The organism is Azospirillum sp. B21 (genome assembly GCF_008364825.1).
Taxonomy (GTDB): Bacteria; Pseudomonadota; Alphaproteobacteria; order Azospirillales; family Azospirillaceae; genus Azospirillum.
Map to the genome: position 1 here is coordinate 154012 of NZ_VTTO01000010.1, position 15487 is coordinate 169498.

Annotated in this window: 13 protein-coding genes; 4 read left to right on the plus strand and 9 right to left on the minus strand. The window is 66.1% G+C overall.

The genetic code is table 11. The annotated features are described in order from the left end of the window. The first annotated feature begins 196 nt into the window (after positions 1–196). Genes FZ983_RS22370 through FZ983_RS22380 form a run of 3 tightly spaced genes read left to right on the plus strand, consistent with a single transcriptional unit; the run spans position 197 to position 3014 of the window. On the plus strand, positions 197–1300 hold the full coding sequence (locus FZ983_RS22370) for a hypothetical protein (protein ID WP_149225694.1): 1104 nt from the start codon (positions 197–199) through the stop codon (positions 1298–1300). A 2-nt stretch (positions 1301–1302) separates the two neighbouring features. After that, complete coding sequence (locus tag FZ983_RS22375; protein WP_149225695.1) at positions 1303–2604, plus strand: hypothetical protein; 1302 nt, start codon at positions 1303–1305, stop codon at positions 2602–2604. Positions 2605–2639: 35 nt separating this feature from the next. Beyond that, positions 2640–3014 (plus strand): hypothetical protein, encoded by a 375-nt coding sequence (locus FZ983_RS22380; RefSeq protein ID WP_149225696.1) that lies wholly within the window; start codon positions 2640–2642, stop codon positions 3012–3014. Between the two features lie 34 nt (positions 3015–3048). On the opposite strand, the gene FZ983_RS22385 is transcribed toward FZ983_RS22380, so the two are convergent. The 4 genes from FZ983_RS22385 to FZ983_RS22400 form a co-directional block, all read right to left on the minus strand. Beyond that, complete coding sequence (locus FZ983_RS22385; protein ID WP_149225697.1) at positions 3049–3951, minus strand: DMT family transporter; 903 nt, start codon at positions 3949–3951, stop codon at positions 3049–3051. A 77-nt stretch (positions 3952–4028) separates the two neighbouring features. Then, positions 4029–5231 carry a CaiB/BaiF CoA-transferase family protein gene (locus tag FZ983_RS22390; protein WP_149225698.1) on the minus strand — a complete coding sequence of 401 codons (1203 nt, stop codon included), beginning with the start codon at positions 5229–5231 and terminating at the stop codon, positions 4029–4031. A gap of 202 nt (positions 5232–5433) precedes the next feature. Continuing rightward, positions 5434–6723 (minus strand): 4-aminobutyrate--2-oxoglutarate transaminase, encoded by a 1290-nt coding sequence (gabT, locus tag FZ983_RS22395; protein WP_149225699.1) that lies wholly within the window; start codon positions 6721–6723, stop codon positions 5434–5436. A 35-nt stretch (positions 6724–6758) separates the two neighbouring features. Next, positions 6759–8219 carry an NAD-dependent succinate-semialdehyde dehydrogenase gene (locus tag FZ983_RS22400; protein ID WP_188092451.1) on the minus strand — a complete coding sequence of 487 codons (1461 nt, stop codon included), beginning with the start codon at positions 8217–8219 and terminating at the stop codon, positions 6759–6761. Positions 8220–8436: 217 nt separating this feature from the next. Between FZ983_RS22400 and FZ983_RS22405 the strand changes: the two genes are divergently transcribed. Further along, positions 8437–9003, plus strand: coding sequence for a cupin domain-containing protein (locus FZ983_RS22405; protein WP_014249644.1), 567 nt, complete (start codon positions 8437–8439; stop codon positions 9001–9003). 142 nt (positions 9004–9145) lie between these two features. Here the strand turns inward: FZ983_RS22405 and FZ983_RS22415 are convergent, their stop codons facing one another. The 5 genes from FZ983_RS22415 to FZ983_RS22435 form a co-directional block, all read right to left on the minus strand. Next, positions 9146–9976: an ABC transporter permease gene (locus tag FZ983_RS22415; protein ID WP_188092452.1), complete on the minus strand. Its 831-nt coding sequence runs from the start codon at positions 9974–9976 to the stop codon at positions 9146–9148. Next, complete coding sequence (locus FZ983_RS22420; RefSeq protein WP_149225700.1) at positions 9973–11223, minus strand: ABC transporter permease; 1251 nt, start codon at positions 11221–11223, stop codon at positions 9973–9975. Before FZ983_RS22420 ends, FZ983_RS22415 begins: the two co-directional genes overlap by 4 nt. Positions 11224–11481: 258 nt before the next feature. Next, positions 11482–12528 (minus strand): ABC transporter substrate-binding protein, encoded by a 1047-nt coding sequence (locus FZ983_RS22425; protein WP_149225701.1) that lies wholly within the window; start codon positions 12526–12528, stop codon positions 11482–11484. Positions 12529–12596: 68 nt separating this feature from the next. Beyond that, positions 12597–13706 (minus strand): ABC transporter ATP-binding protein, encoded by a 1110-nt coding sequence (locus tag FZ983_RS22430; RefSeq protein WP_149225702.1) that lies wholly within the window; start codon positions 13704–13706, stop codon positions 12597–12599. A gap of 328 nt (positions 13707–14034) precedes the next feature. After that, a complete protein-coding gene (locus FZ983_RS22435) occupies positions 14035–15141 on the minus strand; it encodes a TRAP transporter substrate-binding protein (RefSeq protein ID WP_149225703.1) in 1107 nt (368 codons plus the stop codon). Positions 15142–15487 lie beyond the last annotated feature (346 nt).

Sequence of the window (15487 nt, forward strand, 5' to 3'; positions counted from 1 at the left end):
CTTTCCTTTCAACGGCCGGCGGGGCGGAACGGCGAAGGTCCGGGGACGGGAGTACCGCAAGAGATCCCAGGCTCTAGCTCGAAGGTGATATATTTCCGTTGTCGCTTATATTGGATTTAACGCAAAATTCAGCTTCCCCGGTCCGTAATCCAATGATCCGGTTCGACACTCCCTGACAGCCACGGCCGCAGACACGATGCGCTCCCTTACCAACTTCGCCCCGTCCACTTTCGAGGAACGCGGTGCCGCGGTGGCCTTCACCACGCCGGTCCTGGCGCAGACGCGGGTGCGCAAGGACAGCCGCGACCAGCTGGAGGTTCTGGTGCCCAACCTGTCGGAAGGGCGCGGCGTCTATGTGGTGCCGTGGAAGTCGCTGCCGCTGGCCTTCCCGATGACCGTGCACGACCGCATGCTGCACGACCTGATCGCCAAGGCGGACGGCTGCTCTCCCGACGACATCCGCAAGGCGGTGCTGGAGGCGGCGCGCTGCGGCCTTGCCGGCGGCGGCGCCGTGGCGGCGGCGGAAGCGGCGCTGAACGACGACGACGAACAGCGGCTTCTGATCAACTACCAGCTGATCGTGGAGGCGCTGAAGGCGGTCGGCCTGGAATCGACCGAGATCCTGCGGGTCGGCCTGACCTCCGCCGAGGGGCAGAAGCTGACCCGCGACCTGATGATGAAGGCGGCGCAGCGCCTGGCCCTGGAGCCGACCGAACTCTATGGCCGCATCGCCGAACTGGCTGTGATGATGGAGTCGATCGGGATCGCCACCTCGCCCAAGCCGGCGCGGCTGCGGCGGCTGATGCGCGACCTGCAGGGCTTCCGCGACAGCATGACCGACTGGGCGACCGACAACGTGTCGGAAGCCGCCCCCATCGGCGGATTCTGCGCCGAGGTGGCGGAGCACACGGTGAACCACGCCCGCAACGTCATCGGCCAGCTGGATCAGGCGATGGCCTCCTTCGAGACGCTGCTGCGCCAGTGGGAGACCAAGCGGCCGCAGATCCGCAAGGCGTGCAGCCGGCTGTCCTGGCTGCTGGACGGCTGGGAATACCTGATCCTGCTGTGGAGCGACGCGCTGACCCAGGACCGGTACTCCCAGGACATGGCCGTCCACGACATCTTCCGTGTCATTCCGCTGCTGCCCCGGGACGAGGGGCGGATCGACCAGTCGCTGATGGCCGACAAGCTGATCACCAGCCAGAAGCGGTCGGTGCGCGCCTATGTCGACTGGCGCAGCGGACAGCTGGACGTCGATCTCGTCATGCGGATCGAGACGCTCAAAGGGAAGGCGGCCTGACCATGGAGATGAGGGATCTGGTCGCGCTGGGCGACAAGCTTCTGGACATCGACGAGGCCAAGTTCCGTCAGGTGGTCGAGCTGCTGGAGCAGATGAACGAGCATCCCGACATCCAGCGCACCATCGCCGTCATCCGTCCCCGGCTGGTCGAGTTGCGGCTGCACCGCCGGCCGACGCTGAAGCGCCTGTTCTGCGACCCGTTCGAGGACCTGTTCGAAGCCCTGGGCAAGGCCGACCCGGTGCCGCTGAGCGTGATCGAGCGGTCGCTGATGAACAGCCTGTGGCCGCTGGTGGAGGCCGAGATCGGCAAGGACCGGCTGCGCAGCTTCCGCCCCGCCCTGCAGGACGGGCCGCAGCGCAAGGCGCTGACCGAAGCCTTCTGGGCGGAGTGCGGGTCCGCGGTGGCGCGAATCGCCGAGGGTGCGACGGCTGGCCATTACAGCGACGCGCTGGAGCTGCGGATGAATCCGGCGCGGATGCGGGCGCTGACCGACATCGCCACCATCCTGTCCATCGCGCCCGAGGTGGCGGAGATGAAGGCGGCGCTATCGCCCAAGCCGGTGCCGAAGCTGCACGCCGACCATGTCGAGGCGATCCAGGCGGTCGGCCGCCGCGTCACCCGCGCCCGTCCGGAGGCGCTGAAGATCTTCGTCCTCATCGCCACCTCGCGCCTCAGCGACCCGACGGTCCTGCTGAGCGGATTGTGGGACATGGATCTGGGGCAAAAGCCGGCCGACCGCGCCGCCCTGTTCATGGCGCTGAGCGGAACGGTCGTCGCCCAGATGGAGGACCGCTCCCGCGCCTTCCGGAGCGCGCCCGGCACCGACCGCATGGCGGTGGCCGACCTGGCGCTCGACCTCGTTGCCAGCCTGGATGCCACCCGCGCGGCGATGGAGCACAGCCGCAACAAGGACTTCGACCAGCGGCTGAAGGAGGTCCGCAACTCCGTCCACGCCATGGTGAAGACCCAGGTCCTGCAGGACGCCGACGCCGGCATCGTCGCCGCCATCGGCGCGCTGGACGGCGGCAGCGAGGGACGGGCCCAGCTGGCCCAGGCGGAGAACCAGGCGCGGGCCTTGCGCAAATGCGCGACCATCGCCGATACGCTTGGCCTGCGCGGCGAGCTGCGGGAGATGACGCAGAAGACCACCGCCTCGCTGACGGAAAAGGCGCAGCAGGCACTGGGCGGCCCCGCCGGCAATGCGCGCACCGGCTATACCGCCATCCGCATGATCGAGCTGATTGCCGGCCCCGCCGAAGCGAATAAGATCATGGACGGGATCATGAACGGCGGCCGGCGTTGAGTGTACGGGCGTCTGGCGGTTTGGAGGATCGGGCGATGGGAGCGGGATACACCGGCTGGGAACTGCCTGCGGAGGAGCGCGGCCGGCTGCTGGCCCTGATCCCGCAGCGTTACGAGCGGCTCGTCGCCGACCATGTGACGCAGAAGTTCGGCGCCGGCCGGAATGAGCCGCTGCCGACCGCCACCGAAGCGGAGGTGATCGGCTGCGCCGACGACGGCGAGGGGGTGCAGGCGCTCATCGTCGCCATCGACGGCACCAGCGACCGGCCCGACGGATCGACCTACCACATCACATGGTCGCTGGAGCGCAACCGCCGCGCGGTGGAATCCAACGACGTCATCCGCGACTATGGCTGGCGCCCGCTGGAGCCGGTGACGATCAGGCTGGTGCCGCGGTTTTTTGGGGGGTAAGGGGGGCAGTGATTTTCAGGCGGAGAGGCGCCCCTCACGGCACCTCCGCCACGCCTTCCGCCGCGACGCCGCGCTTGAGGCGTTGTTCGCGGTAGACGATGAACAGGCCGCTGCCGATGATCAGCGCGGCGCCCACCCCCATGCGGGCGGTCGGCGCGGTGCCCCATACGGCGAGGTCGAGGATCACCGCCCACAGGATCGACACATACTGGAACGGCACCACCACCGCGGCCGGGCTGAGCTGCAGGGAGCGGTTCATCATGGCGTGGCCGGCCAGCGCGGTGATGCCCAGCAGCCCCAGCAGGAAGAAGCCGAGCCAGCCCGGCGCCGACCAGGACCAGGGCAGAGCCGCACCGCCGATCAGGATGCCGCCGACCATCTGGTTGCCGACCAGCGTCAGGCTGGACGCCGAGCGCAGGACGCGGGTGGAGATCACGCCACCGGAGAAGATGACGGCGCCCAGCAGCGCCACCAGCGACGGCCACAGATCGAAGCGGCCGGTCGGATTCAGCACGATGACGACGCCGACGAAGCCCACCAGCACCGCCGCCCAGCGGCGCCAGCCCACGCTTTCCCGCAGGATCACCACCGACAGCGCGGTGACGATCAGCGGCGCCGACATGTAGATCGTCATCACGTCGGCGAGCGGCAGATAGCCCACCGCCCAGTAGAAGCAGGCGACGTCCACCGTCATCAGGAAGACGCGCAGGATATGCAGCGGCAGCCGGTCGACGGCGAAGACCCGGGCCACACCCTCGCGCCGGATCATCGGCGCCAGCACCGCCAGCCCGAACAGGCTGCGCACGGCGATCAGCATGGCGACGGAATGGTCGGCCACCAGCCATTTGCCGAGCGCGTCGTTCAGCGTGAAAAGCGTCATCCCGCCCAGCATCATCAGGATGCCGAGGCGGGTGTCGGTCGCGGGGGCCGCGGTCATGGAAAGGTCCGGAGATGATTGAGAGTGTAAATGATGGGACGGCACCATAGCCGAAGCGCCGCCCCGCTTTCACACCCTCAGATCACACCCCTGTCCCGCAAGGACGCGATATCGGCCTCGCTCAAGCCCAGCTGATCCGCCAGCACCGCATCGGTGTGCTGGCCCAGCGTCGGCGGCGCGGTGTCGTGGACCAACGGGGTGCCGCTGTAGCGGATCGGGCTCGCCACCGTCGGCACGCTGCCCTGGGTCGGGTGCGGCAGATCCTGATGGATGTTGCGGGCCTTCACTTGCGGATCCTCGAAGACCGCGGTCAGGTCGTTGATCGGGCCGCAGGGGACGCCGACCTGCTCCAGCGCGTCCAGCCAGTCGTGACTGTCGCGGGTGCGGATCAGCTCCTCCAGCAGGGCCACCAGCTCCTTGCGGTTAGCGACGCGGGCCGGATTGGTGGCGTAGCGCTCGTCCTTCGCCAGTTCGGGACGGCCGGCGACCGTGCAGAACTTGGCGAACTGGCCGTCGTTGCCGACCGCCAGGATGATGTAGCCGTCGCGGGTGGCGAAGGCCTGATAGGGCACGATGTTCGGGTGGGCGTTGCCGAGCCGCTGCGGCGCCTTGCCGCCGACCAGACAGTTCATCGCCTGATTCGCCAGCACCGCCACCTGCACGTCGAGCAGCGCGAGGTCCACCTGCTGCCCCTCGCCGGTGCGGTCGCGGTGGGCCAGCGCGCCCATGATGCCGATGGTGGCGTAGAGACCGGTGAAGATGTCGGTCACGGCGACGCCGACCTTGACCGGACCGCCACCCGGCTCTCCGTCGGGTTGGCCGGTGATGCTCATCAGCCCGCCCATGCCCTGGATCATGAAATCGTAGCCGGCACGGTTGCGGTACGGCCCGGTCTGGCCGAAGCCGGTGATCGAGCAATAGACCAGCCGCGGGTTGACCGCCTTCAGGCTGTCATAGTCGAGGCCGTATTTGACCAGCCCGCCGACTTTGAAATTCTCGATGACGACATCGGCCTGGGCGGCGAGCTTGCGGACAAGCTCCTGGCCTTCCGGCCGCTCGAAGTCGATGGTGATGGACCGCTTGCCCCGGTTGGTCGACAGGAAATAGGCCGACTGGTCGCCGGCCCAGGGCGGACCCCAGGCGCGGGTGTCGTCGCCGGCGCCCGGCCGTTCCACCTTGATCACGTCGGCGCCGAGATCGGCCAGCGTCTGCGCCGACCACGGCCCGGCGAGAACGCGCGACAGTTCCAGCACCCGGATGTGCGACAAGGGTCCGGCCAAGGTTACTTCCTCCTATCTTATTGCCCTCTCCCGCAGTGCCCCCTCTCCCCCTGGGGAGAGGGTCGGGGTGAGGGGGATGCGTTACGTGACGCCGATTGAAGAGCCGGAACGTCACGCTTCTTGATGATCCTCGCCATGCGTCCCCCTCACCCTAACCCTCTCCCCGGGGGGGAGAGGGGATCCAGGCGGGAGAGGGAAAGTCTTACGCCGACACCAGTTCTTCCAGGGAACGCTCGATGATGTCCAGGCCTTCGTCGACCAGGGCATCCGACGCGGTCAACGGGACCAGGATGCGGACGACGTTGGCGTAGGTCCCGCAGGACAGCAGGATCAGGCCCTTCTCGGCAGCCTTGGCGACCAGCGCCTTGGTCAGGTCGGCGGCCGGCTCCTTGGTCTCGCGGTCGGTCACCAGCTCCATGGCGACCATGGCGCCCAGGTTGCGCACGTCGCCGATCACCGACAGGCTGTTGCGCTGGGCCATGGTGCGGAAGCGGCCGGCGATGCGCTCACCGAGCTTCTCGGCGCGCTCGATCAGCTTCTCCTCCTCGATGACGTTGATGACGGCGAGCGCGGCGGTGGTCGCCAGCGGGCTGCCGGCATAGGTGCCGCCGAGGCCGCCGGGGATCGGGGCGTCCATCAGGGCGGCCTTGCCAGTCACCGCCGACAGCGGGAAACCGCCGGCCAAGCTCTTCGCCATGGTGACGAGGTCCGGCTCGATCCCGGCATGCTCGACGGCGAACATCTTGCCGGTGCGGGCGAAGCCGGTCTGGATCTCGTCGACGATCATGACGATGCCGTGCTTGTCGCAGACGGCGCGGATCGCCTGCAGGAAGGACGGAGAAGCGATGTTGAAGCCGCCCTCGCCCTGCACCGGTTCGATGATGATGGCGGCGACGCGGCTGGCGTCGACGTCGGACTTGAACAGATTGTCCAGCGCCTTCAGGCTCTCCGCCTCGCTGATGCCGCGATAGGCGTTGGGGAAGGGCACATGGAAGATTTCCGCCGGGAAGGGACCGAAGCCGACCTTGTAGGGCACGACCTTGCCGGTCAGGCCCATGGTCAGCAGCGTGCGGCCGTGGAAGCCGCCGGAGAAGGCGACGACGCCGGGACGGCCGGTGGAGGCGCGGGCGATCTTGACGGCGTTCTCGACAGCCTCGGCACCGGTGGTGAAGAAGGCGGTCTTCTTCGGGGTCGGGCCGGGGACCAGCGCGTTCAGCTTCTCCGCCAGCTCGACGAAGCTGTCGTACGGCGTGACCATCGCGCAGGTGTGGGTGAAGCGGTCGAGCTGGCCCTTCACCGCCTCCATCACCTTCGGGTGGCGGTGGCCGGTGTTCAGCACGGCGATGCCGCCGGCGAAGTCGATGAAGCGCTTGCCTTCGATGTCCCACATCTCGGCGTTTTCAGCGCGGTCGATGTAGAAGGGCATGCCGGCGGAAATGCCACGGGAGACGGCGGCCTCGCGACGGGCGACGAAGGACTGGTTGGTGGTCATGGTCTTCTTTCCTTTGACTTTTCCCGTGGGAAGGGTCAGGCGCCGAGGCCGACGCAGAGATATTTGACTTCCATGAAATCATCGAGGCCGTACTTGGAGCCTTCGCGGCCGATGCCGGACTCCTTGACGCCGCCGAAGGGAGCCACCTCGGTCGAGATGATGCCTTCGTTGATGCCGACGATGCCGTATTCCAGCTTTTCCGCCACGCGCCAGACGCGGCCGATGTCGCGGCTGTAGAAATAGGCGGCAAGCCCGAATTCGGTGTCGTTCGCCATGCGGATGGCGTCCTCTTCCGTCTCGAACTTGAAGAGCGGGGCGACCGGGCCGAAGATCTCCTCGCGGGCGACGCGCATCTCGGTGGTGATGCCGGTCAGGATCGTCGGCTCGAAGAAGGTGCCGCCCAGCGCGTGGCGCTTGCCGCCGAGTGCCACCTTGGCGCCCTTCTCCAGCGCGTCGCCCATCAGCTCTTCCACCTTGGCGACGGCGTCGGCGTTGATCAGCGGGCCCTGGGTGACGCCGGCCTCCGCACCGTTGCCGACCTTCAGCGCCTTGACGGACTCGGCCAGCTTGGCGGCGAAGGCGTCATAGACGCCGGCCTGGACCAGCAGGCGGTTGGCGCAGACGCAGGTCTGGCCGGCATTGCGGTACTTCGACGCCATGGCGCCCTTGACCGCCTCGTCCAGATCGGCGTCGTCGAAGACGATGAAGGGGGCGTTGCCGCCCAGTTCCAGCGACACCTTCTTGACCGTGCTGGCGGCCTGCCGCATCAGCAGCTTGCCGACCTCGGTCGAGCCGGTGAAGCTGACCTTGCGGACGATCGGGCTGTGGGTCAGCTCATGACCGATGGCGACCGGATCGCGGCCCATCACGATGTTGAAGACACCGGCGGGGAAACCGGCACGCTCCGCCAGCTCGGCCAGCGCCAGGGCGGACAGCGGGGTGTCCTCGGCCGGCTTGACCACCACGGTGCAGCCGGCGGCCAGCGCCGGGGCGACCTTGCGGGTGATCATGGCGTTCGGGAAGTTCCACGGCGTGATCGCCGCGACGACGCCGATGGCCTCCTTCAGGACGACGATGCGCTTGTTGGCGGCGAAGCTGGGGATGACGTCGCCATAGGCGCGCTTGCCCTCCTCCGCGAACCACTCGATGAAGGAGGCGCCGTAGACGACCTCGCCGCGCGATTCGGTCAGGGGCTTGCCCTGCTCGGCGGTCATCAGCTGGGCCAGATCCTCCTGCGCCGCCAGGATCAGGTCATACCAGCGGCGCAGGATGGCCGCGCGCTCCTTGGCGGTCTTGGCCTTCCAACCCGGCAGGGCGGCGTTGGCGGCGTCGATCGCCTCCCGCGTCTCGGCGGCACCCATGTCGGACACTTCGGCGATGACGGCGCCGGTGGCGGGGTTGGTGACCGGGAAGCTCTTCCCGGAATCGGCCGCACGCCACGCACCATTCACGTAGCCCTTGGTTCGGAGAAGGCCCTGGTCGTTCAACGACAGCATGTTCGATCCGCCCTGGATGAAGGATTGTGGAACCGTCCGGCCGCGCCCGGCGGAATTCCCCTTGTTTATCAAGGGCTTCCTGCCGGGGGCCTGGACCATGGAAAGAAGCGTACCATGTTTAATAAATTAAACAACCCCTGTTTAACTGTTCATATTCTGATGACGGGGTTGCGCGGATGAGCTATTGCCTAGACGGGTGTGGAGCAGGAGTCCGGTGATGGAATTCGACGTCGGCGCAAGGTTGAAGCAGATCCGCGAACAGCATGGGCTGTCCCAGCGGGCGCTCGCCCAGCGAGCCGGAGTGACAAACGGTACAATTTCCCTGATCGAGCAGAACCGCAGCAGCCCGTCCGTTTCGTCGCTGCGCAAGGTGCTTCAGGGCATCCCGATGACGTTGGCCGAATTCTTCTCCTCCGACGATTTGCCGCCACCCGAGCAGATCTTCTTCAAGGGCGACGAATTGATCGAACTGGCCGGCGAGCTGAAGGGCACCGTCGGCCAGGTCTCCTTCCGGCAGGTGGGCGACCTGCGCAGCCGCAACCTGCAAATCCTCCACGAACGTTACGCCCCCGGTGCCGACACCGGCCGCACCATGTTGCAGCATGAATCCGAAGAGGGCGGCATCGTCATCAAGGGCCAGATCGAGCTGACGGTGGGTGACCGCAAACAGCTGCTCGGCCCCGGCGACGCCTATTTCTTCGACAGCCGCGTACCGCACCGGTTCCGCAACATCGGCGAGGTGGAGTGCGAGCTGATCAGCGCCTGCACGCCGCCGTATTTGTGAGTGGGGTGAGTTAGACTGCAAAGCTAGACCCTCACCCCAACCCTCCCCCGCTGGGCGGGGGAGGGGGCAAGTGCTTGTTCGGGAGAGTGGCGGTAGTCCCTCCCCCGCCCAGCGGGGGAGGTTAGGTGGGGGTCTAACTCTCCTACCCCGCATTCCCCTTCAGCCGCTCGTTGCGCCGGCGCAGGTATTCCAGCGTCGACAGCATGCAGACCGAGATCACCGTCAGCACCACCGCCACCGCGGTGATGGTGGGGCTGATGTTCTCGCGAATGCCGCTGAACATCTCACGCGGCAGGGTGCGCTGCTCCGGTCCGGCGAGGAACAGGACCGTCACCACCTCGTCGAAACTGGTGGCGAAGGCGAAGAGCGCGCCCGACGCCAGACCCGGCAGGATCAGCGGCAGGATCACCTTGCGGAAGGTCAGCAGCGGCGGCGCCCCGAGCGAGGCGGCGGCGCGGGCCAGCGTCATGTCGAAGCTCTGCAGCGTCGCCGACACGGTGATGACGACGAAGGGGGTCGCCAGCGCGGTGTGGACCAGAATCAGGCCCAGATAGTTGCCGGTCAGGCCGAGCGGCGCGAAGAAGAAATAGACGCCGACCGCGGTGATGACGACCGGGACCACCATCGGCGACAGCACGAGGGCCAGAACCAGCGGCTTCCACTTGCTCTTCCACTGGGCCAACCCCAGCGAGGCCAGCGTGCCCAGCACCATCGACAGGACGGCCGAGGCAACGCCGATGATGACGCTGTTCTTCAGCGCGTTCATCCAGCGCGCGGATCCGAGGAAATCCTCGTACCAGCGCAACGAGAAGCCCGGCAGCGGATAGGTCAGGTAGGTGCTGGAGCTGAAGGACAAGGGCACGATCGCCAGGATCGGCGCCATCAGGAAGAACAGCACCAGCGTGCCGACGACGACCGTCGTGATCCAGGCGATGCGCTGGCTGGCGGTCTGGGGAGAGTGGTTGGCGCTCAATTCTTCAGACCTCCCGTCGTCTGGCGGCCGAGCGCCAGCTTGCCGTAGAGCAGCGCCAGCACCAGCGTGGACAGCAGCAGCACCGCGCCCAGCGCCGAGGCTAGGCCCCAGTTGACCGTTTCCGTGGTGTAGAAGGCGATGAAGGACGAAATCATCTGGTCGGCCGCCCCACCGACGAGCGCCGGCGTGATGTAGTAGCCGATGGCCAGGATGAAGACGAGAAGGCAGCCGGCGCCGATGCCCGGAATGGTCTGCGGCAGGTAGATGCGCAGGAAGGCGGTGACCGGCGGCGCGCCCAGCGACGCGGCGGCCCGCATGTAGGCCGGCGAGATGCCGCGCATCACGCTGTAGAGCGGCAGGATCATGAAGGGCAGCAGCACATGGGTCATCGCCATGTAGACGCCGAAGCGGTTGTAGATCAGCCGCAGCGGCTCCTCGATGATACCGAGCCATTGCAGGGAGCCATTGACGATGCCCTCGCTCTGCAGGATCACGATCCAGGCGCAGGTGCGCACCAGAAGCGAGGTCCAGAAGGGCAGAAGCACGAAGATCATCAGCAGGTTCGACCGGCCGGTCGGCAGGTTCGCCAGCATGAAGGCGACCGGGAAGCCCAGGATCAGGCAGAGCGCGGTGACGCCGAAGCCGATCTCGAAGGTGCGCAGGAAGACGTCGCGATAGATCGACTGGTCCGCCGGGGCATGGACGATATCGCCGTCCGGGTTGCGCGTCAGGTCGACCGCGGCCAGCAGGTAGTAGCTGGTAACCGGGCCGCTGGCGCTCTTGATCGCCGCCCAGCTCTCGCGCTCGCCCCAGGCCGGGGCGATCTCGATCATCGTCGCCTTCGCCGTGCCGGGAGCGGGCTGCTCCTTCAGCTTGCGGCCGGTCGACAGCAGCGTCGTGCGGAAGCCGTTGACGACATAGTTCAGCCGCTTGGCGGCGACGGCCAGCGTTCCGGCCTCTCGCGCTGTGCGGATGTCGGCGGCGAGCGCGGCATAGGCGGCCTCGTCGGGCAGGCCCTGGCCGTTCCACTGCTCCAGCGCGGCCACGGTCTGCGGCATCACCTGCGGCACTTCCCAGTCGTCCACCGACTTCCAGATCATGCCGGCGAGCGGCACGACGAAGGTGAACAGCAGGAAGGCCAGCAGCGGCAGCACCAGACCCAGCGCACGGAACTGCCGGGCCCGCTCGGCCCGTTTCAATCGACGCTTCAACGGCACGTCGGCGCCGGCAACGAAGGCGGCTGTCATCGGCATTGTCCTGTAGAGAAGACGCAGAAGGCGCTTGCGGACTTGCGCACCATCCCCTCTCCCCCCTGGGGAGAGGGTTGGGGTTAGGGTGAGGGGGACGCACGGCGTCCAGTCACCGAAGGGCGGGAAGTGATCCGCCAAAAACTGAAGTGGGAAGCACTGTTCGGCCCGATGCGTGCCGCTGCGCATCCCCCTCACCCCGACCCTCTCCCCAGGAGGGGGAGAGGGGGAGGAGGTGCTGTTACGATAAGCTAACGCTTACTTCGCCGCCCACTTGTTGAAGCGTTCGGTCAGGCGGTCGATATTCTCCAGCCAGAAGTCGGTGTTGATCTCGATCGCGTTCTTCATGTTGTCGGGCGCGGTCGGCAGGTCGGTCAGGACCGCCTTCGACAGCAGCGACGGGGCCTTCTTGTTCGACGTGCCGTAGGCGATGCCTTCGGACAGCTTGGCCTGGTTCTCCGCCTTGCCGACGAAGCTCAGGAACTTGTAGGCGGCATCAACGTTGGGGCTGCCCTTCAGGATCACCCAGCTGTCGATGGTGTAGAGCGCGCCGTTCCACACCATGCCGAAGTTCTTCTTCTCGTTCTTGTTGGCGGCGTCGATTCGGCCGTTGTAGACCGAGGTCATCGCAACTTCGCCGGACGCCAGCAGCTGCGGCGGCTGGGCGCCGGCCTTCCACCAGACGATGTCGTTCTTGATGGTGTCGAGCTTCTTGAAGGCGCGCTCGATGCCGGCATCGGTGCCCAGCACCTTGTAGACGTCGGCCGGGGCCACGCCGTCGGCCATCAGCGCGATTTCCAGCGTGGTCTTGGCGCCCTGGCGCAGGCCGCGCTTGCCCGGGAACTTCTTGGTGTCGAAGAAGTCGGCCCAGCTCTTCGGAGCGTCCTTCAGCTTGTCCTTGTCGTAGCCCAGCACGAAGTCATAGACGATGGCGCCGACGCCGCAGGCGTTGACGGTGGACGGCAGGTAGGCGTCCTCGCCGCCGATCTTGGAATAGTTCAGCTTCTCGTACAGGCCTTCGTCGCAACCCAGAGCCAGCTCCTCGCTTTCGACCTGCACCACGTCCCAGGTGGAGGCGCCGCCCTGGACCTTCGCGCGCAGGACGCCGACGCCGCCGTCCCAGGATTCGTCGTTCATCGCCGTGCCGGTGGCCTTGAACGGCTCGAAATAGACCTTCTTCTGGACTTCCTGATAGGCGCCACCCCACGACACAACGGTCAGGTCGCGGGCGCTGGCGGCCGATGACAGGGCCGTGAGGGCGGTGAAGGTCGCAGCGAAACCGAGAGCCACCTTAATCTTCGACATGATCCCCGTCCTTATTCGTCGTGGTTGTTGTTGCTGGTAAGGCACCCTGGTGCTGAGGAACCACGTCCTCAGACCGGATCGAGCGCCCGGCAGTCCTCCGGGCGGAAAGCGATGTAGACATCCTGGCCCGGCGCCAGACCGGCATAGGAGCCGGCCGGCAGCTTGACCATGAATTCCGGGTTGGAAGGCGTGGACAGGATCGCCAGCGTGTGGTCGCCGACATAGATCAGGTCGGTCAGCGTGGCCGGCAGGCGGTTTGTGGTCGCATCGCCGCTGTCGCCGGTCTCGATCGCCACGCGCTCCGGACGGATGGACAGCGAGGTGCGGCTGCCGGCGCCGCCGACATTGACCGCCTGCGCCACCACCGAACCGCCGGCATCCAGCGCGACCCGCGCCCAGCCGTGTTCGATATTTTCAACAACCCCACTCAGAACATTGTTCTCGCCGATGAAGTTGGCGACGAAGCTGTTCACCGGCCGCTCGTACAGCGCATCCGGGCGGTCGATCTGCTGGACGATGCCGTCGTTGAACACCGCGATGCGGTCGGACATCGTCAGCGCCTCCCCCTGGTCGTGGGTGACGTAGACGACGGTCAGGCCCATCGTCTCGTGCAGGTGCTTGATCTCCAGCTGCATATGCTCGCGCAGGCGCTTGTCGAGTGCGCCCAGCGGCTCGTCCATCAGCACCAGGGCGGGGTTGAACACCAGGGCGCGGGCCAGCGCCACGCGCTGCTGCTGGCCGCCGGACAGCTGGCCGGGGCGGCGCGATGCCAGGTTGCCGAGCTTGATCATGTCGAGCGCGGCAGCCACGCGCTCCTTGGTTTCCGCCTTGGAAACGCCGCGGACCGACAGCGGGAAGGCGACGTTTTCCTCGATCGTCAGGTGAGGAAACAAGGCGTAGTTCTGGAAAACCATGCCGATGTCGCGCTTGTGCGGCGGCACGTTCTTGATCGGCCGGTCGCCGATGAAGATTTCGCCATGGGTCGGCACCTCGAACCCGGCCAGCATCATCAGCGTGGTGGTCTTGCCCGACCCCGAAGGCCCGAGAAGCGTCAGGAATTCGCCCTTGCGGATGTCGAGATCGAGGCTTTTCACCACCAGATGCTCGCCATCGTAGGTCTTCTGCACCCCGGTGAAGCGCACCAGGGTATCTGTCGTCGCGATCATCCCGCCGTCCATCCGTCCGCTCCCGTCACAGGCGACCTGGAACCGGGTACGCCACCCCGGCCCGGTCCGTCTTTCTGGCCCTGACGGTAACACGCGTTTAAGAAAATAGACAAGAGGAATGACTATGACTTGATCAATTCAACAGTCTGCCGATTTTTTGTGCAAATGCGAAGGCAATGCCCACGCTGCGACCGGCAGTGTGCTCCATCCGTATGCGATTGAGAAGACCAATGATCGATATCGCGGACAGACGGAAGCATGAAAATCAGCTGTGGCCGCGAAGAGAGGGGGCGAATCGCCGCAGGCGATCCGCCCCCCAGGTTCCACCCCCGGTGTCGGCTCAGCGCTGCTGGGCGGCCTGGCTGTAGACGAAGCTGTCGAAGCCGTTCTCGGCGACGCGGAACCACAGCCGCTCCTGCTCCAGGAAGGGCTTCCAGCCGTCATAGACCTTCTTGAAGCGCGGATTGCCGGCGGCGAGCTTGTCGTAAAACTCGAACGACGCCTTCTCGCAGGCCTGCATCATGTCGCGCGGGAAGGGCCGCAGGATCGCGCCGCCGGCGACCAGCCGTTTCAGCGCGGCGGCGTTCAGCGTGTCGTATTTGGCGATCATCCAGGTGTTGGCCTCCCAGCAGGCCTGTTCCAGGATGGTCTGATAGGATTTCGGCAGCGATTCCCAGGCCTGCATGTTGAACATCAGCGGGATTTGGGCCGAGCCCTCCCACCAGCCGGGGTAGTAGTAGTATTTGGCGACCTTGTGGAAGCCGAGCTTCTCGTCGTCGTAGGGACCGACGAACTCCGCCGCGTCGATGGTGCCGCGTTCCAGCGCCGGATAGATGTCGCCGCCGCCGAGCTGCTGCGGGACCAGACCGAAGGGCGTCAGGATCTGGCCGACCAGACCGCCAATGCGCATCTTCAGGCCCTTCAGATCCTCCAGGCTCTTGATCTCCTTGCGGAACCAGCCGCCCATCTGGGCACTGGTGTTGCCGGCGGGGATGTGGTGAATGTTGTAATCCTTGAACACCTCCCGCATCAGCTCCAGCCCGCCGCCATGCATCATCCAGGCGATGTGCTGGCGCGTGTTCAGGCCGAAGGGCATGGCGGTGTCGAAGCAGAAGGTCGGATCCTTGCCGACATAGAAATAGGCCGCCGACTGCCCGCACTCGACGGTGCCGTTCTGCACCGCGTCCAGCACCTGCAGCGCCGGAACGATCTCGCCGGCGGCGAAGGTGCGGATCTGGAACTTGCCGTCGGTGGCGTCGGACACGCGCCTGGCGATGAACTCCGCCGCGCCATAGATGGTGTCGAGGCTCTTGGGATAGCTCGACGCCATGCGCCACTTGATCTCGGGCTGGGAGCCCTGGGCGATGGCAGGGGCCGCAATGGTCCCGGCGGTTCCGGCGGCGGCAAGGCCGACACCGGCGCTGGAAAGGAACGCACGCCGTTTCATGATGACGAATCTTCCCGACTGTATGGTTCGTTGGGTCGACATGATAGCGTAACCAACCGTTCGGGGAATCCCCCTTCCACCGGGGCAACACGGAATTTGCGGAAGATCCTTGCGCCGGAAACGAAAAATCCAGCCGCATTGGGCTGGATTTTCGGCGACGCAGCATTATTTGTTGTTTCGATCGCCTTTCAGGCGTTTCCTCCCTAAACTCGGGCCGCGGCTCAATAGCTAGCGGCCTTTCTCTTTTTACGCAATATGCTGAAAGTCAGCTTTGCAAACTTTTTTGGCGGGTACACGACCGGTACGTGCCGAACTCAAAAATCTCTACTCCTTCACATTGCAGATT

Coding starts and splice junctions, on each gene's coding strand:
- FZ983_RS22385 (WP_149225697.1), bottom strand. CDS start 3,951: ATGACCGCGGCCCCCGCGACCGACACCCGCCTCGGCATCCTGATGATG.
- FZ983_RS22435 (WP_149225703.1), bottom strand. CDS start 15,141: ATGAAACGGCGTGCGTTCCTTTCCAGCGCCGGTGTCGGCCTTGCCGCC.
- FZ983_RS22370 (WP_149225694.1), top strand. CDS start 197: ATGCGCTCCCTTACCAACTTCGCCCCGTCCACTTTCGAGGAACGCGGT.
- FZ983_RS22380 (WP_149225696.1), top strand. CDS start 2,640: ATGGGAGCGGGATACACCGGCTGGGAACTGCCTGCGGAGGAGCGCGGC.
- FZ983_RS22400 (WP_188092451.1), bottom strand. CDS start 8,219: ATGCTGTCGTTGAACGACCAGGGCCTTCTCCGAACCAAGGGCTACGTG.
- FZ983_RS22425 (WP_149225701.1), bottom strand. CDS start 12,528: ATGTCGAAGATTAAGGTGGCTCTCGGTTTCGCTGCGACCTTCACCGCC.
- FZ983_RS22420 (WP_149225700.1), bottom strand. CDS start 11,223: ATGACAGCCGCCTTCGTTGCCGGCGCCGACGTGCCGTTGAAGCGTCGA.
- FZ983_RS22375 (WP_149225695.1), top strand. CDS start 1,303: ATGGAGATGAGGGATCTGGTCGCGCTGGGCGACAAGCTTCTGGACATC.
- gabT (WP_149225699.1), bottom strand. CDS start 6,723: ATGACCACCAACCAGTCCTTCGTCGCCCGTCGCGAGGCCGCCGTCTCC.
- FZ983_RS22405 (WP_014249644.1), top strand. CDS start 8,437: ATGGAATTCGACGTCGGCGCAAGGTTGAAGCAGATCCGCGAACAGCAT.
- FZ983_RS22430 (WP_149225702.1), bottom strand. CDS start 13,706: ATGGACGGCGGGATGATCGCGACGACAGATACCCTGGTGCGCTTCACC.